The sequence below is a fragment of the Leisingera sp. S132 genome, from assembly GCF_025144465.1.
Classification (GTDB): domain Bacteria; phylum Pseudomonadota; class Alphaproteobacteria; order Rhodobacterales; family Rhodobacteraceae; genus Leisingera.
The window spans coordinates 2,831,555-2,848,262 of the sequence record NZ_CP083553.1 but is presented as its reverse complement, the minus strand read 5'-3'; the positions used below and the strand labels follow the sequence as shown (position 1 = coordinate 2,848,262).

Sequence of the window (16,708 nt, the reverse complement as noted above, 5' to 3'; positions counted from 1 at the left end):
AAAGAGCTGAAGGCGATGAAATATATCTCGACCCGGGGCCAAGCGCCCGAGCTGACCTTTGAAGATGCGATGCTGACCGGCCTCGCGCGTGATGGCGGACTGTATGTGCCGTCTGAGATCCCGCGGATGTCCGAGGGCGACATCGCGGCGCTGGCTGGGCTGTCCTACGAGGAAACCGCCTTTCGCGTCATGCGCCCTTTCATCGGCGACTGCTTCACCGATGAGGAGTTCCGCGCCATCATCGCCCGCGCCTACGAGGGGTTCGGCCACGCTGCCCGCGCGCCGCTGAAGCAGCTGGCACCGAACCATTTCCTGCTGGAGCTGTTCCACGGCCCGACGCTGGCGTTCAAGGACTTTGCGATGCAGCTGATCGGCCAGCTGTTCCAATCCGCCCTGGAGCGCCGCGGCGACCGGGTGACCATTGCGGGCGCCACCTCCGGCGATACCGGATCGGCGGCGATGGAAGCCTTCCGGGGCCTCAGCAATGTGGATGTGTTCATCCTCTACCCGCATGGCCGTGTCTCTGAGGTGCAGCGCCGCCAGATGACCACGCCGCAGGACGCCAATGTGCATGCGCTGGCCGTGGATGGCGACTTTGATGACTGCCAGGCGCGTGTGAAGGACATGTTCAACGACTTCGACTTCCGCGACGGCGTGAAGTTGGCGGGTGTGAACTCGATCAACATCGCGCGGGTGCTGGCGCAGGTGGTTTATTACTTCTCCTCGGCCGTGTCGCTCGGCGCGCCGCAGCGCAAGGTGAGCTTTACCGTGCCGACCGGCAATTTCGGCGACATTTTTGCGGGCTTCATTGCCAAGCAGATGGGCCTGCCGATTGACCAGCTGGTGGTTGCCACCAACCAGAACGACATCCTGCACCGCTGCCTGTCCGGCCAGGGCTATTACAAGGGCGAAACCCAGCCCTCGATCTCGCCGTCGATGGACATTCAGGTGTCCTCCAACTTCGAGCGCGCGCTGTTCTATGCCTATGGCAAGGACAGCAAAGCCATCGCCCAGCTGATGGATGAGCTGAAGAACGGCGGTTTTGACGTGTCGCAAGGCGCGATGCAGGCGCTGGCGGAAAATTACGTTTCCGGCCGCACCTCCGAGGCGGAAACCCTGGCGACCATCAAATCCGAGCTGGCGGCCTCAGGCGAGTTGCTGTGCCCGCATGGCGCGGTTGGCGTGAAGGTCGCAAAAGAGCATCGCAGCGCAGAGGTGCCGATGATCACGCTGGCCACCGCGCACCCGGCGAAATTCCCGGCTGCGGTGGAAGAGGCCAGCGGCATTCATCCGCCCTTGCCTGCGCGCATGGCAGACCTGTATGAGAGGCCGGAACGGGTCACACGGATCGCCAACGATCTGGACGCCCTCGAGGATCACATCAGAAAGAACATCGCGCATTGACAGTTCAGCAGCACACACTCGCCAACGGGTTCCGCATCGTCTCCGAGCATATGCCGGGCCTGGAATCCGCGGCGGTCGGGATCTGGGTGAGCGCCGGCGGCCGCCACGAGCGGCTGGAGCAGAACGGCATCGCCCATTTCCTGGAGCACATGGCCTTTAAGGGCACCAAGCGGCGCTCGGCCCTGCAGATTGCAGAGGAGATCGAGGATGTGGGCGGTTACATCAACGCCTACACCTCGCGCGAGGTGACGGCCTATTACGCCCGGGTGCTGAAGGACGACGTGCCGCTGGCGGTGGATGTGATCGGGGATATCCTGCTCAATCCGGTGTTCGATTCACGTGAAATCGAGGTCGAGCGCGGGGTGATCCTGCAGGAGATCGGCCAGTCGCTGGACACGCCGGACGACGTGATCTTTGACTGGCTGCAGGAGGAAAGCTACCGCGGGCAGCCGCTGGGGCGGACGATCCTGGGGCCTGCGGAACGTGTGCGCAGCTTCAGCCGCGAGGATCTGCAGCGCTTTGTCGGTGAACACTATGGCCCCGGCCAGATGATTCTGGCAGCGGCGGGCGGCGTCGATCACGATGCGCTGGTCAAGCTGGCGGAGCAGCTGTTCGGCCATATGGAGGCCAAGCCGGAGTTCACCGCCGAGGGCGCGCAGTTCACCGGCGGCGAGGCGCGGCAGGTGAAGGATCTGGAGCAGGCGCATTTCGCGCTGGCCTTTGAGGGGCCGGGCTACCGCGACCAGTCGATGTACACCGCGCAGATCTATGCCAGTGCGCTTGGCGGCGGCATGTCCTCGCGGCTGTTCCAGGAGGTGCGCGAGAAGCGCGGTCTCTGCTACACGATCTTCTCGCAGGCGGGCTCTTATGCCGATACCGGCTCGATGACGGTCTATGCGGGCACCTCGGGCGAGCAGCTGGCGGAGCTGGCGGGCATCACCATCGACGAGATGAAACGCGCGGCGGACGACATGAGCGATGCCGAGGTCGAGCGCGCCCGCGCCCAGATGAAGGCCGGGATGCTGATGGGGCTGGAAAGCCCGTCGAACCGTGCTGAACGGCTGGCGCGGCTGGTGCAGATTTGGGGCAAGGTGCCGTCGCTGGAGCGCACGGTGGAGCGCATCAACGCGGTCACCACCAAGGACGTGCGGGCGCTGGCTGAGACCATGGCGGTATCGGCGCCTGCGGCGCTGGCGCTGTACGGCCCGGTCGCGGATGCCCCGGCGCTGGAACGGCTGCAGGAGAGGCGCGCCGCCTGATGCTGCTCACCCGCCGCAAGGTCCGTATCGAAACCGAGCGCCTGACCCTCAGGCCGCCGGTGCATGCGGATTTTCACGGCTGGGCGGCGCTGAGGCTGCAGAGCCAGCCCTATCTGACCCCGTGGGAACCCAGCTGGGCGGCGGATCACCTCAGCCGCAAGAGCTTTACCAACCGGGTCTACTGGGCGCGCCGCTCGGTCGCTGGCGGCACCGCGCTGCCGCTGTTCCTGATCCGGCGCGAGGATCAGGTTCTGGTGGGGGCGATCACGCTGGACAACATCCGCCGCGGCCCGGCGCAGGCGGGCACGCTCGGCTATTGGACCGGGCTGCCCTTTGCCCGCCAGGGCTATATGCGCGAGGCCATCGGCGCGGTGGTGCATCATGCCTTCACCAGGCTGGACCTGAGCCGGATCGAGGCCGCCTGCCTGCCGGAAAACCAGGCCTCCCGGGGGCTGCTGGAGAAATCCGGCTTCAAGTATGAGGGCGTTGCCCAGTCCTATCTGCAGATCAACGGCCGCTGGCGCACCCATGTGCTTTATGCCTCCCTGCGCCACGACCGCCGCGGCAAGACACTGGCGGGGCAGGCCTAGGGGCGGGACCCGAGGGCGGTCACTCTCCCAAGCAGGTGCTCCCGCCCGTCGCTGGCGCATCAGGGGATGCGCCGCTCCCGTTGGGCCGGGCGCCGCCCCTGCGGTGCGGCGCGGCGTCCTTGGCTGGCGGTCCCGCGCCCTGCGCCCGCAGGGCGCCACGCCCAACTGCGGGGCGGAATTTTCAATTCTGCCTCAGCAGGCGGGAGAGCCTACGGCGCAAATTTTCTGGGATCAGGGCTGACAATGCCGGTTTGCGCCCTAGAACCTGCCTCATGCGCGCGTTTGCCTCTCTCCTGTGTTTCATTCTGTGTTCCGCGGCCCTTCAGGCGCAGGAGCGGCGGCAGAGCCATTGCATCGCGCTGGCCCGGTCCGTGCCGGGGATGGAGTACCTGCAGCAGGCCAGCTGGCAGGACCCGGTGGCTGAGGACAGCGTGCAGATCCGCTACATCGCCCATGCGTCCTTTCTGCTGCGCACCGAGGGCGGGCTGAATGTGGTCACTGATTTCACCGGCTTCACCGGCGCTGCGCCGATGATCCCGGATGTGGTCACCATGAACCACGCCCATGAGACCCATTGGACCGCCCATCCCGACCCAGCCATCCCGCATGTGCTGGAGGGCTGGGGGCCGTTCGGGGCCGGCATCGAGCATCATCTGGACCTGGGGGAAATGCTGATCCGCAATGTGCCCACAGACATCCGCAACATGTTCGGCGGGGTGGAGGCGCGCGGCAATTCGATCTTTGTCTTTGAGGCCGCGGGCCTGTGCATCGGCCATCTGGGCCACCTGCACCATGTGCCGACGCCGGAGCAATATGCCGCGCTGGGGCGGCTGGATGTGGTGATGGCGGCAGTGGATGGCGGCATCACCCTGCCGCTGGATCAGATGCTGGAGGTGCTGGGGCGGCTGCGGTCCTCGGTGATCATTCCGATGCACTGGTTCAGCGACTACTCGTTGCAGAGTTTCCTGGCCCGGATCGGCCCGGAGTTTGATGTGGTGGACGAGGGCAACAGCGCGCTGACTGTCTCCCTGCGCAGCCTGCCTGGCCGCCCGACCATCCATGTTCTGCGACCCAAGTACCTGCTGGAGGGCGAGTGAGCCGCCTTGCCAGCCGCGGGGCCTTGCGGCATGGATAGGGCATGACGCTGAACCCTGCTGATCCCGCCTTTGCTGCCCGTCTTTCCCCCTTGCTGCCTGAGGGCGTTTTGCGGGATGCAGAGCCGCGCTACCTGGAAGAGCCGCGCGGCCGCTATCAGGGGCAGGCGGGGCTGCTGGCGCTGCCGCGCAGCGTGGAGGAGGTGTCTATTCTGGTCCGCGAAGCCAATGCTGCGCGGGTGCCGGTGGTGCCTTATGGCGGCGGCACCGGGCTGGTGGGCGGTCAGGTGATGGCGGACGGGCCGACGCCCCTGGTGATCTCGCTGGAGCGGATGGCGGCGATCCGGGCGGTTCATGCCCGGGAGAATGTGCTGATCGCAGAAGCGGGCGCCATTCTGGCCGATGTGCAGGCGGCGGCGCAGGCAGCGGGCCGCCTGTTCCCGCTGTCGCTGGCGGCGGAAGGCTCGGCGCGGATTGGCGGCAACCTTGCGACCAATGCGGGCGGCGTCAACGTGCTGCGCTACGGCAATGCCCGCGACCTCTGCCTGGGGCTGGAGGCGGTGCTGCCCTCAGGTGAGATCTGGCACGGGCTGTCGCGGCTCAGGAAGGACAATACCGGCTATGACCTGCGGAACCTCTTGATCGGGGCGGAGGGCACATTGGGGGTGATCACCGCAGCGGCGCTGAAACTGTCGCCGGTCCCGGCGTCGCAGGGCACCGCGGTCTTTATCGTGGCGGGCCCGCAGGCGGCCATAGATCTGCTGGCCCTCGCGCGGGATCACGCGGGCGAGGGTGTGAGCGCCTTTGAGCTGATCCACCGGCAGGGGCTGGAATTCCTGGCGGAGACGCTGCCGCAGGTCCGCCAGCCCTTTGCTGAGGCGCCGGAGTGGTGCGTGCTGATCGAACTGGGCCTGCCGCGCGGGCTGGAGGCGGAGGACACTTTGGCTGCGCTGTTTGAAGCCGCCGAGGCGGCGGGGCTGGCCAGCGACGGGGTGATTGCCCAGTCGGACAGCCAGCGGCAGGCATTGTGGGCCGTGCGCGAGCATATCCCGCTGGCCAACAAGGCCATCGGCTCGGTGTCCAGCCATGACATTTCGGTGCCCATTTCGGAGATCCCGGCCTTTATCGAACAGGGCAGGGCGGCGGTCGCCGGGCTTGGCGATTTCCGCATCAACTGCTTTGGCCACCTGGGCGACGGCAACCTGCATTACAACGTGTTTCCGGCCAAGGGCCGCAAGCGGGAAGAGTACGACGCCTTGTGCGGTGCGGTCAAAGAAGCGGTGCATGATCTGGTGCAGGCCTCCGGCGGTTCCTTCAGCGCCGAGCACGGGGTCGGGCGGATGAAGACCGGTGATCTGGAGCGCTATGGCGACCCGGCCAAGCTGACAGCGATGCGGGCCATAAAACAGGCGCTGGATCCCAATGGCATCATGAACCCGGGCGCGGTGCTGCGCGCGCAGTGATTTGATTCAGTATCTTTGGGGGCTCCCGCACCCGCGGCTGCCCGGCTGTGCCGGACCGCCTCGCGGCTTTGGGCCCGGCGCCGCGCATCCGCGCGGCGCGCCCCTTCCGGCCCAAGGGGCCTGAAGGGGCCATGCCCAACGGGAACAGCCTTTCCCGGAAAGGCGCCTGACCGGCGGGAGCCTTCCGGCCACGCACAGATGCTGTCAGGAGAGGAGTTTCAGAGGCCCTCAAACTCGCAGAGCACATGCACGTCCATGCCCATATCCTCCAGCAGCTTGCGCCCGCCCAGTTCCGGCAGGTCGACGATGAAGGCGCAGGAGACGATCTCGCCGCCCAGCCGTTCGATCAGCTTGATGCCCGCGCCCGCGGTGCCGCCGGTGGCCAGGAGGTCATCGACGACCAGGATCTTCTCGCCCGGCTGGATGGCATCGTCGTGGATCTCCACAATCGCCTCGCCGTATTCCAGCTTGTAGTCCTGGCTGATGGTGGTGCCGGGCAGCTTGCCCTTCTTGCGGACCGGCACAAAGCCGGTGCCGAGCTGGTGCGCAATGGCGCCACCGAGGATAAAGCCGCGCGCCTCAAGCCCCACCACCTTGTCGATCTGCTCGCCGGCATAGGGGTGCAGCATCTGGTCGATGGCCATGCGAAAACCCCGCGGATCGGCAAACAGCGTGGTCACATCGCGGAACATGATCCCTTCATGCGGGAAATCGGCGATGGTGCGGATGTAGTCCTTGACGGCGGGTTTCTTGGGCATCGGCGCGGCTCCCCTCGGGCTAAGTCGGTGGCACGGCCCGGCAACGGGCCAGGCCAGCAGCGGTTTGGACGATCCAGGGCCTTGTTGCAAGCGAAAGCAGGCGGCGGCCCGCGGCGGTGTTCTGACTAGCGGGCCAGGTTTGTGCTCCAGTGCATCAGCGCCTCCAAAGGCCCGCGTTTGGCAAACAGGTTCCAGACCCAAACCAGCACCATGGACAGCGCGCAGAACCCCAGCGAGAAGCCGAAGATCTGCGCCGGGCTGAGCGCGCCGTCCAGCTGTCCCATGGCCTCCAGCGTGCCCATGCCCAAAAGGATATGCGCCGCATAGAGGCTGAGCGCCTGCCGTCCCGGCGCGGCCAGCCAATCCGCCAGCCCGGCCTTGTCCAGCGCAGGCGTGAGGGCCAGCACCAGCCCGGTGACCGCCAGCGCGCTGCCGGAGGCCGACAGGATGTAAAAGGGGCCGGGCGGGATTGCGCTGGTGCCGAACAGCTCTGCCAGTTCCGGGTCCTGTACCAGCATGCCGGGAACGGTGCCCAATACCGCGGCTGCAGCTCCCCACAGGACCAGATGCGCCTGCACCCGGCGGCTGGAGAGCTGAAGGCGCCCGGCCCACATTCCCAGAAACAGGAAGGCGGCCCAGGGAAACACCGGGTGCCAGCCGTTGTACAGGGAATGGCGAAGGAAGCCTTCGACGGTCCAGAAGTTCGCATAGGTGAGGGTCTTCCAGTCCCAATTCGCCTCGTAGTCCAGGCTGATCACGCTGACGAACCCGATGAGCAGGATCATGGCCGCGGCCCGCAGGAGCATCCGCCCGGGGGCGGTCAGGAACGGCAGCGCCAGCAGGAAGTAGAGCGCGTAGAAATGCAGGATGTCGGCCTCGAAGATGGTGAGGTTCAGGAGCCCGATCACAAACAGGAACACGGCCCGGCGGAAGACTGTTATGCGGTCCGGGCGGCCCAGCGACAGGCCAATGCCTGCCAGCACCACAAACAGCGCGGCGGCGCGCCCCTCCAGTGCGCTGGTGAGCAGGGATGCGGTGTCCGTGCCCGGCGTCACCCCTGCTGCAATGCGGAAGTTCACCAGCACCATGCCGCAGAAGGCCAGGAAGCGGGCGATGTCCAATCCGTGCAAACGCATGAAAACCCCGTGAAATCAGGAATGTGAAAAGAGCTTGTCCTGCTAGGATAAAGGAACTGCCGGCGGCAAAGAAAAGGGGCGGCCTGAAAAGACCGCCCCCCTGTGTTGCTGAATGCAAGGGCTGCCGGTCAGCCCAGAACCCGGCCCGCGACCGCGTCCAGCTTGGCCAGCAGTGCCGGATCGCGTTTCTCCGGGGCGGTCATGATGGCGTATTCCAGCGCGGTGTCGCAGCCATGCGGGCAGGCCTGCCGGTCCTTGCCCAACAGGCCGGGCAGGCGGCGCACCAGTGCCCGGGCGTTGGCGGAGTTGCCCTGCAAAGTGGCAATGATATCCGTGATTTCCACCGCGCCGTGCTCCGGGTGCCAGCTGTCGTAATCGGTGACCATGGCGACGGAGGCGTAGCACAGCTCCGCCTCGCGGGCGAGCTTGGCCTCGGGCATGTTGGTCATGCCGATGACGTCGCAGCCCCAGTGTTCGCGGTACATCTTGCTCTCGGCCATCGAGGAGAACTGCGGCCCCTCCATGCACAGGTATGTGCCGCCGCGGTGGACCTTGACGCCGGCATCGCGCGCCGCCGCCTCTGCCGCGTCCGAGAGCCGCGCGCAGGTCGGGTGCGCGACGCTGACATGGGCGACGCAGCCGGTGCCAAAGAAGCTTTTTTCACGTGCAAAGGTGCGGTCAATGAACTGATCCACAACAACAAAATCACCAGGTGCCATCTCCTCGCGGAAGGAGCCGCAAGCGGAGACGGAGAACACATCCGTCACTCCCAGCCGCTTCAGCGCGTCGATATTGGCGCGGTAGGGAACCTCAGTCGGGGAATGCACATGGCCGCGGCCGTGGCGGGGCAGGAAGGCCATTTTGACGCCGTCGAGCGTGCCGGTCAGGATCTGGTCCGACGGCGCGCCCCAGGGCGTTTCGACCGTGGTCCAGTTGGCATCCTCCAGCCCGTCGATTTCATAGATGCCGGAGCCGCCGATCACGGCGATCATGGTTTCCTGTGTCAAATCCTGCCCTCCTGTTGCTGCTGGTTTTGGATATGCGCAAGCGGGGCGGGATTTGGCAAGAGCGGGGCGGTCAACAGGGGGTGACATGCGTGCACCCCTTGTGCACCCCCTGTGCACCGGGTGGCTGCCGAAGGCGGGGGAGCCTCCCCTCCCGGCGGCAAAGCCGCCTGCCGGGCAGCGGGACGCGAGTATTTGGGGAAAGATGAAGGCAGCCTGTCCGCACCTGAGGGTGTGGGGCATCGGGGTGGCAAGTATGCCTTAGTGAAGCGGAAGCACCCGGCATTTGCGGAATTTGAACAGGCGCGCGTAGCCGCCGTCGCAGAGCGCTGCTTTCAGCCTGTCGCTGAAGAACAGCCCGCCCAGGAGTTTTGGGTCATACCAAAAATCCAACCCATCAAGCTGTCTTGGGGCAATTGCGATGTCGCCGTCTTTCATGTCCCAAGGCATGCGCCAAGCTTTTGGCGGCGCAGGATTGGGCAGGTGCCGTGTCTTCGTGTGCCCTCGCAGTCCCCGGCTTTCTTCCTCCACCAGGAAATTGGGATTGTCCCAGCCCGCAATAATCGAGAAGTCGCGGTCAACCCGGGTTACCCGGTCATGCCGGTATAACTCTGCCGGGCAGATCCATGTGGAGCCAAGGTTGAATTGCCTGAATATTGCAGCAAGCCGCGGGGAAATCTTGGTGCCGCCTTTACCGAAGAACAGCTCGGGCATTTTCTTGGGGAACTTCTGGTTCCTGTACTTCGCATAAATCCGGATTGGCAATTCCTCCGCCGCAGGCACGTCTCCCCGCCTGGTGGCCGGCCAAGCCGGTTCGGAGCGGTCGATATCAGTGCCGACCACACGGCTTGAATCGTTCAAGACTGCCGAGACCCAAAAATCACCTTCCGCCATGGTGGCTTCCTTATGCTTATCCAAAAATATGCGGCTGTTGTGCTCCGCGAGCAGATCAATGTGCGGCGCAGCGTCCTGCAATGTTTCAAAATTTCCATCAAGGACATGGGCCGGTTCCGGCGGTAAGCGCAAGTCTTCCCTGCTTTTCAACCCCAAAAGCTTCACTTCAGCGCCTCTGGCCAATTGGTTTGTGTGCAGAACAGTGCGGCTATAGCCGCCCGGAAACGCGAAGACCCCGCCGGGGGGCGGGGTCTCGGTGGTCAGCAGGGGCAGGGCGGGCGGGGTCAGCCCTCGTAGTCGGGCATTGCCTTCAGTTCTGCCTCGGTCATCGGGATGTAGACCCGCAGGTCGGAGCCGTCGCCGGCGCGCAGGATGTCGATCTTGGACAGCTCCAGCTCAACCGGCTTTTCGCCAAGACCCAGGAAACCGCCGACGTCGATGACTGCGGATTTGACCTTGCCTTCGTCGGTCAGCAGCAGTTCGGAGACCTCGCCGATCCATTCGTCATTGGCGTCATAGGCGGCAGCGCCGGTCAGCTTCCCGGCGGTCAGATCAGTCTCTTCCGCAGTCATGTAGCCGTCGCGCTCAATCGGGGTGCGGGGCTGCATCGCGGCGGTGGTTCCGGTATCAGACATGGTTTCGGCAGACCCGGCTTCGGCGGCAGCGCTTGCCTCGGTCCCGGCTTCCACCGCAGCTTCGGCCTCTGCAGCCTCTTGGGCGATCTCTTCTGCCGCAGCTTCCGCTGCCGCTTCCGCCTCGGCTGCCGCTTCGCTGGTTTCCTCGGCAATTGCCCCGCCGGCTTGTTCAGCCGCGTTGGCGGCGTCGGACGCCAGTTCAGCGCCCTGTTCGGCGGTTGCCTCTGCCGCGTCCTCAACGGTGGTATCGGAGGCAAAGGCGGGGAAGACGGTCACGGCGGCAACCGCCGTGGAAAGTAGCAGCTTTTTCATAGCGTTCACTCCTCGGTGTGTTGGTGGCTTGTGCGTGAGTACTCATCGGAGAAACGTCCTGCGCGGGGTTCGGTTCCCGCGGGATTTCAGAAAAGATGCTGCGGTGCTGCCGGGCAAAGGCAGGCGGGGAGGGTGGAGGGGCGCAAATACCCCGCGCCCTTGCCCCGTTGGCAGATTTCCGCTAGGGGCGGGCGGCGAACACTCCTCCTCCCGAGCACAGGTACACCTTATGAGACGCGCAGCCATGGCTTTGCTGGCCAAGCAGATTTCCCCGCCCAATCTTTCGATCATGCAGGACGAGGGCTTTACCGTGGGCCGCGTGCGCACTGAATTGCTGTCCGGCCTGACCGTGGCGCTGGCGCTGGTGCCGGAGGCGGTGGCCTTTGCCTTTGTTGCTGGGGTGCATCCGCTGGTGGGGCTTTATGCGGCCTTCATGGTGGGGCTGATCACCGCGGTGTTCGGCGGGCGGCCCGGGATGATTTCGGGCGCGACCGGCGCGCTGGCGGTGGTGATGGTGGCGCTGGTGGCGCAGCACGGGGTGGAGTACCTCTTTGCCACCGTGGTGCTGATGGGGATTTTGCAGATCTTTGCCGGTGTCATGCAATGGGGCAAGTTCATCCGGCTGGTGCCGCATCCGGTGATGCTGGGCTTTGTGAACGGGTTGGCGATTGTGATCTTCCTGGCGCAGCTGACGCAGTTCAAGGTGCCGGGCTCAAACGGGGCGGAATGGCTGAGCGGGATGCAGCTTTATATGATGCTGGGGCTGGTTGGCCTCACCATGCTGATCATCTGGGGGATGCCGAAGATCACATCCGTGATCCCGGCGCCGCTGGCGGGGATCGGCGTTGTGGCGGTTCTGGTGATTGCGCTGAACATCGACGTGCCGACCGTTGGCGATATGGCCTCGATCAAGGGCGGGTTCCCGAGCTTTCACAATCCTTTTGGCACCGGTGAGGGGCTTTATGGCACGGCACTTGCGCCCTTCACGCTGGAGACGCTGTGGATCATCCTGCCCTATGCGGTCATTCTGGCTGCCATCGGCCTGATCGAGAGCCTGCTGACGCTGAACCTGGTGGGGGAGATCACCGGCAAGCGCGGCGGGGCGAGCCAGGAGTGCATTGCGCAGGGCGCGTCCAATGTGGTCACCGGTTTCTTTGGCGGCATGGGCGGCTGCGCGATGATCGGCCAGTCGATGATCAACGTGAAATCGGGCGGGCGGACGCGGATTGCGGGCATTGCCGCGGCGCTGTTCCTCTTGTTGTTCATCGTGGCGGCCTCGCCGCTGATCGAGCAGATCCCGCTGGCGGCGCTGGTGGGTGTGATGTTCATGGTGGTAATCGGCACCTTTGCCTGGAACAGCCTGAAGATCATGACCAAGGTGCCGCTGATGGACGCCTTTGTGATCGTGCTGGTCACGGTGGTGACGGTGATGTCTGACCTGGCGGTTGCGGTGGTTGTGGGCGTCATCGTCTCGGCCCTGGCCTATGCCTGGAACAATGCGCGCCGTATCCACGCCTATACCCGCGAGTCTGCGACCGACAAGGGCGCCAAGGTCTATGAGATCGAAGGGCCGCTGTTCTTTGGCTCCACCGACGGGTTTATCGAGCTGTTTGATGTGGCAGGTGACCCGGAGCGTGTGATCGTGGACTTTGCCCGCAGCCGGGTGGTGGACCAGTCGGCGCTGCAGGCGATTGAGGCGATTGCCGGCAAGTATGAGGCCGAGGGCAAGACGCTGGTGCTGCGGCACCTGAGCCGCGACTGCCATCAGCTGCTGTCAAAGGCAGGCCACCTGATGGTCGATAGCGACGACGACCCGGATTACGAGATCGCGGTGGATTACTCCGTCAAGACCGGGATCCTGGGCGGCCACTGAGCGGTTCGGAGTGTAAAGTGAGAAAACCCGCGGATTGGCTGATCCGCGGGTTTTTCTGTTATTCCGGCCGCGCGGAACAAGGCCGCAGGCCGCCGCGCATCACCGGCGCGCGCCCACGCGGCGGTGATTTGGTGAGGCTGGGCGCAACAGAGAGAGGGTCTACGGACTTGGCAGAGATAAATTGCCAGTCACGACCGTCGGGATCACCCCCGCGCGCGCCTGTGATGCGCGGCTTGTCGCGGGGGCAGGGCGTCAGTCGGGGGCGATGCTTTCGAGCATGTCGAGGTCGCCGGACAAAAGCGCCGGTTCGGCGCGGGTAATGAGGTCGGCGGGCCAGTCCCACCATTTGAGCGCCAGCAGGCGGGCGATCTGGGGTTTGGAGAAGCGGTAGCTTTGCACCGCACCCGGATTGCCGGTGACGATGGCGTAGGGCGGCACTGTGCCGCGCACCACGGCGCCGGCGCCGATGATGGCGCCGTCGCCGATGCGGGCGCCGGGCAGGATCAGTGCGCCGTAGCCGATCCAGACGTCATGGCCCACGATGGTGTCGCGGGTGTCGGGCTGGAAGCCAGCCATCTGCTCCGGGTCAAAGACCGGGAAGGGATAGCAGCTGAGCCCGTCCTGCGCGTGATTGGCCGAGGCGGTGATGAAGCGCGCGCCATGGGCGATCTGGCAGAAGCGGCCGATGACCAGCCGCTCGCGCGATCCGGGGAACAGGTAGGGGGCCAGGTGCTGCGCCCAGTCCTGCGGCGGGTCGAAATCGGAGGCATAGGTATAATCGCCTGCCTTTATGTTCGGGTGATCGAGCACCTGGCTCAGCATCACGGTGCCCGAATGGGGCGTGCCGTCGGGCAGGATGATCGGATTGTGCTTGCGGGGATCGGGGAGCGGCATGGCGGGTCTCAGTCGTCGGGGCGGGTCAGCGGGAACAGGTCGCGCACCACCGAATAGTCGCGGTAGCCGAGGCGCGCCAGCGGCTGGAAGGAGGTGACGTCAAAGGTGCCGTCGCGCAGGCAGTCGTCGCGCAGGTGCACGCCGGTAACCTCGCCGAAGACCACCTTGTTGGCCTCGCCCGGCAGGGTGACGATCCGGGTCAGCTTGCATTCAAGCGCCGCCGGGGCGGCGGCGACGCGGGAACATTTGATGGTTTCGCAGTCCGCGGCCTCCAGCCCCGCGTGGGCGAACTCATCCACGTCTTTGGGCAGCGCGCCGGAGCTGGCGTTCATCGCATCGCGCAGCGCGTAGGAGACCACGTTGACGCAGAACACGCCGGTGGCCTCGATATTGGCGACCGAATCCTTGGTGCCCTCCTGGTCCGGCTTGGCGCTGGTGGAGGCAAACATCACCTGCGGCGGGGTATAGGCAACCGCGTTGAAGAAGGAATAGGGCGCCAGGTTGTTCACCCCGTCTGCCGACCGGCTGGAGATCCAGCCGATCGGGCGCGGCGTGACAATGGCGTTGAACGGACTGTGGGGGAGGCCGTGGCCGTCCTCGGGCCGGTAGAACATTTCTGTTTCCTGCTCAGTTCATAGATGTTTGCCCAAGGCTTACGCGCATGCTAGGCCAAACGCCAGCCTGCAGGGAAGAATGCGGAGGCAGGGCAGCGTGATCGAATTGAGGGCAGAGCAGCCGGACGACCGGTGGGAGGTTGAGGCGCTCTATGACCTGTGCTTTGCGCCCGGGCGCGAGGCGCTGTCGTCGTACCGCCTGCGCGAGGGGGTGCCGCCGGTTGAGGGTCTGAGCGAGGTGGCGCGCGACAGCGACGGGATCTTGGCCGCAGCAATCCGGTACTGGCCGGTTCTGGTGGGCGGATCGCCTGCGTTGCTGCTGGGGCCGGTGGCGGTGCATCCGACGCGGCAGGGCGAAGGGCTGGGCGGGTCGCTGGTTCGCGACAGCCTGGCCAAGGCAGAGGAAGCCGGCTGGGCACGGGTGATGCTGGTGGGGGATGCGCCCTATTACCAGCGGTTCGGCTTCACCAGGCTGACAGGGGTGGAAATGCCGCCGCCGACCAACCCGGAGCGGGTTCTGGGACTGGCGCTGCAGGCGGGCGCCTGGGACGGCGTGCAGGGGCAGGTGACCCGCTGGCAGGCTTGAAATTGTGCCTTTCGCTGCCGATCTTTAGTGGGCAGAGGAGACACATGTGGCAGATGTTCTGACAAACGCGCGGGCCTACACCCCGCAGGAGATCGACGCCGCGCTGGACGTGCTGGCGGCGCGCTACCAGGCGGCGGGCGGGTTTGGCGTGGATTTGCTGAACCGGCTGGGCGGCAGCGGCGAGAGCCTGCTGGAGCGGCTGCCGGAGCCGGTGCGGGCCGGGCTGACCGGCGCCACGGAGACCGCCTTGCGGGTTGCGATGAAGGGCGCCAGCCAGTCGCGCCGTCTGGTGCCGGATCAGAAGCCCGGTGTCGACCGGATGGTGAGCGCGGCGATGGGGGCTGCGGGCGGCGCTGCCGGCCTGCCGGGCGCGCTGGTGGAGCTGCCGGCCACAACCGCCTTTCTGCTGCGCACCATCCAGAGCGCAGCGGCAGAGGAGGGGTTTGATCCCGAGGCCGAAAGCGTGACCTTCGACTGCATCCGGGTCTTTGCCGCGGCAGGGCCGCTGGCAGAGGGTGACGGGGCGGATCTGGGGTTTGTTTCGGTCCGGCTGGGGCTGCCCGGGGGCTTGCACAAGCTGATCGCGCAAGTGGCGCCCAAGCTGGGCACGGTGCTGGGGCAGAAACTGGCGGCCCAGGCAGTGCCGATTGCCGGCGCGGTGGCGGGGGCTGCGGTGAACTATGTCTTTTCCGGCTATTACCGGGAAATGGCGCATGTGCATTTCGGCCTGAGACGGCTGGCGGTGGAGGCGGATGTGGCGCCGGAGGAGCTGACGGCGCGGCTGCGGCAGCGGCTGCAGGACCGGAATGGCGTGCAGTAGCTGCCTGGCGGACACAGAGACCTCTTGCGCTTGCCGGAAAGGCAGATTTAATCAGCCTTTCCTGCTAAGAGAGTAAGCATGATTCAATACAGCCTCAAATGTGCCGACGGGCATGCGTTCGACAGCTGGTTCCAGTCGGCGGCGGCTTTTGACAAGCTGGCGGCAGCAGGGATGGTGTCCTGTGCGGTCTGCGGTGGCTCCAAGGTGGCAAAGGCGATCATGGCGCCGCGGGTGCGGACGGGCCGCACGGCAGTGTCGGGGGTCGGGGAACCTGAGCCGCAGGCCGCGCCCGCTGCCGCGCCGGCCCCCGCACCGGTACCGGCTCCGTCCGGGCCGGGCATGCTGAGCCGCCCCTCGGGCGAAGTGGAAAAGGCGCTGGCCGAGCTGCGCAAGAAGGTTGAGGAAAACTCCGACTATGTCGGCGGCAACTTCGTGCGCGAGGCCCGGGCGATGCACCTGGGCGAGGCGCCGGAGCGGGCGATCCACGGCGAGGCCAGGCTGGAAGACGCGCGGGAGCTGATCGAGGAAGGCGTGCCGGTGATGCCGCTGCCCTTCCGTCCGGGCCGGAAATCAAACTGAGGGGCAAGGCAGAATGCATGCAGTTGTAACAGGAACCAGCCGCGGGATCGGCAAGGAGCTGGTGAAGCAGCTGCGGGAGGCGGGCCATGAGGTGACGGGCACCTCGCGCGATCATTCCTCGGGTGTCAAGCTGGATGTCTCCGACCCGGGCCAGCAGGCGCGCTTTGCCGCCCAGATCAAGGGGCGCCCGGTGGATCTGCTGGTCTGCAATGCCGGCGTCTACATCGACAAGATGATGGGGCTGCAGGATTACTCGGCTGAGGTCTGGGCCAAGACGCTGGCGGCGAATGTGACCGGCGTGTTCCTGACGGTGCAGGCGATGCTGCCGAACCTGCGGCTGGCGGAAAGCCCCAAGATCGCCATCCTGTCGTCGCAGATGGCCAGCCACAGCCGGGCGCCGGGCGGCAGCTATGCCTACCGCGCGTCCAAGGCGGCGGCGCTGAATATCGGGCGCAACCTGGCCACCGATTTGAAGCCGGAAGGGATTGCCGTCGGCATCTATCATCCCGGCTGGGTGCAGACCGACATGGGCGGGTATGACGGCGATATTACGGTGCAGGAGTCAGTTGCCGGGCTGATCAATGAATTTGATGTCCTGACCCTGGACACCAGCGGTTGCTTTCACACCTGGGACGGCCGCATCCACCCCTACTGACCCGAAACGGCCAGAACGGAGGCAGCGGCGCGCTCCCGCGCCCGCGGGCGCCTGGCTATGCCAGCCGCCCTGGCGGCCTTGGGCCGGGCGCCGCGCGAGTGCGCGGCGCAGCACCGTGCGCAGGCACGGTGCCCTGCC

The 16,708-nt window shown here is 65.8% G+C and carries 17 protein-coding genes; 10 read left to right on the top strand and 7 right to left on the bottom strand.

Going from position 1 to position 16,708, the window contains the following annotated elements; all coding sequences use genetic code 11:
• Positions 1-15 precede the first annotated feature (15 nt).
• From thrC to K3725_RS14135, 5 genes are all read left to right on the top strand, one after another.
• Positions 16-1,404, top strand: a complete 1,389-nt coding sequence (thrC, locus tag K3725_RS14155; protein ID WP_260015945.1) for a threonine synthase — start codon at positions 16-18, stop codon at positions 1,402-1,404.
• The gene (locus tag K3725_RS14150) at positions 1,401-2,663 is read left to right on the top strand and encodes a pitrilysin family protein (RefSeq protein WP_260015944.1); all 1,263 of its coding nucleotides are present in this window, start codon (positions 1,401-1,403) and stop codon (positions 2,661-2,663) included. The genes thrC and K3725_RS14150 overlap by 4 nt, the downstream gene beginning before the upstream one ends.
• Positions 2,663-3,253, top strand: a complete 591-nt coding sequence (locus K3725_RS14145) for a GNAT family N-acetyltransferase (protein ID WP_260015943.1) — start codon at positions 2,663-2,665, stop codon at positions 3,251-3,253. Before K3725_RS14150 ends, K3725_RS14145 begins: the two co-directional genes overlap by 1 nt.
• Positions 3,254-3,525: 272 nt before the next feature.
• Positions 3,526-4,350, top strand: coding sequence for an MBL fold metallo-hydrolase (locus K3725_RS14140; protein WP_260015942.1), 825 nt, complete (start codon positions 3,526-3,528; stop codon positions 4,348-4,350).
• 41 nt (positions 4,351-4,391) lie between these two features.
• Positions 4,392-5,810: an FAD-binding oxidoreductase gene (locus tag K3725_RS14135; RefSeq protein ID WP_260015941.1), complete on the top strand. Its 1,419-nt coding sequence runs from the start codon at positions 4,392-4,394 to the stop codon at positions 5,808-5,810.
• A 218-nt stretch (positions 5,811-6,028) separates the two neighbouring features.
• Here K3725_RS14135 and K3725_RS14130 read toward each other — a convergent pair whose 3' ends face one another.
• From K3725_RS14130 to K3725_RS14110, 5 genes are all read right to left on the bottom strand, one after another.
• Positions 6,029-6,568 (bottom strand): adenine phosphoribosyltransferase, encoded by a 540-nt coding sequence (locus K3725_RS14130; RefSeq protein WP_260015940.1) that lies wholly within the window; start codon positions 6,566-6,568, stop codon positions 6,029-6,031.
• A gap of 125 nt (positions 6,569-6,693) precedes the next feature.
• The gene (locus K3725_RS14125; protein ID WP_260015939.1) at positions 6,694-7,704 is read right to left on the bottom strand and encodes a DUF418 domain-containing protein; all 1,011 of its coding nucleotides are present in this window, start codon (positions 7,702-7,704) and stop codon (positions 6,694-6,696) included.
• 128 nt (positions 7,705-7,832) lie between these two features.
• Positions 7,833-8,696: an S-methyl-5'-thioadenosine phosphorylase gene (locus K3725_RS14120; protein WP_260018616.1), complete on the bottom strand. Its 864-nt coding sequence runs from the start codon at positions 8,694-8,696 to the stop codon at positions 7,833-7,835.
• 273 nt (positions 8,697-8,969) lie between these two features.
• Positions 8,970-9,785 carry a hypothetical protein gene (locus tag K3725_RS14115; RefSeq protein WP_260015938.1) on the bottom strand — a complete coding sequence of 272 codons (816 nt, stop codon included), beginning with the start codon at positions 9,783-9,785 and terminating at the stop codon, positions 8,970-8,972.
• A 101-nt stretch (positions 9,786-9,886) separates the two neighbouring features.
• Positions 9,887-10,549, bottom strand: coding sequence for a PRC-barrel domain-containing protein (locus K3725_RS14110; protein ID WP_260015937.1), 663 nt, complete (start codon positions 10,547-10,549; stop codon positions 9,887-9,889).
• Positions 10,550-10,778: 229 nt separating this feature from the next.
• Between K3725_RS14110 and K3725_RS14105 the strand changes: the two genes are divergently transcribed.
• Positions 10,779-12,422, top strand: coding sequence for a SulP family inorganic anion transporter (locus K3725_RS14105; protein ID WP_260015936.1), 1,644 nt, complete (start codon positions 10,779-10,781; stop codon positions 12,420-12,422).
• 252 nt (positions 12,423-12,674) lie between these two features.
• Here the strand turns inward: K3725_RS14105 and K3725_RS14100 are convergent, their stop codons facing one another.
• Together K3725_RS14100 and K3725_RS14095 are read right to left on the bottom strand one after the other, a co-directional pair.
• Complete coding sequence (locus tag K3725_RS14100) at positions 12,675-13,316, bottom strand: CatB-related O-acetyltransferase (RefSeq protein ID WP_260015935.1); 642 nt, start codon at positions 13,314-13,316, stop codon at positions 12,675-12,677.
• 8 nt (positions 13,317-13,324) lie between these two features.
• On the bottom strand, positions 13,325-13,930 hold the full coding sequence (locus K3725_RS14095) for a flavin reductase family protein (protein WP_260015934.1): 606 nt from the start codon (positions 13,928-13,930) through the stop codon (positions 13,325-13,327).
• A gap of 79 nt (positions 13,931-14,009) precedes the next feature.
• Here K3725_RS14095 and K3725_RS14090 point away from each other — a divergent pair, with 79 nt between their 5' ends.
• The 4 genes from K3725_RS14090 (at position 14,010) to K3725_RS14075 (ending at position 16,570) form a co-directional block, all read left to right on the top strand.
• The gene (locus K3725_RS14090) at positions 14,010-14,516 is read left to right on the top strand and encodes a GNAT family N-acetyltransferase (protein WP_409201573.1); all 507 of its coding nucleotides are present in this window, start codon (positions 14,010-14,012) and stop codon (positions 14,514-14,516) included.
• A 46-nt stretch (positions 14,517-14,562) separates the two neighbouring features.
• Positions 14,563-15,336 (top strand): EcsC family protein, encoded by a 774-nt coding sequence (locus K3725_RS14085; RefSeq protein WP_260015932.1) that lies wholly within the window; start codon positions 14,563-14,565, stop codon positions 15,334-15,336.
• A gap of 78 nt (positions 15,337-15,414) precedes the next feature.
• Positions 15,415-15,915, top strand: coding sequence for a DUF1178 family protein (locus tag K3725_RS14080; RefSeq protein WP_260015931.1), 501 nt, complete (start codon positions 15,415-15,417; stop codon positions 15,913-15,915).
• 13 nt (positions 15,916-15,928) lie between these two features.
• Positions 15,929-16,570, top strand: a complete 642-nt coding sequence (locus K3725_RS14075; RefSeq protein ID WP_260015930.1) for an SDR family oxidoreductase — start codon at positions 15,929-15,931, stop codon at positions 16,568-16,570.
• The last annotated feature ends 138 nt before the right edge of the window (positions 16,571-16,708 follow it).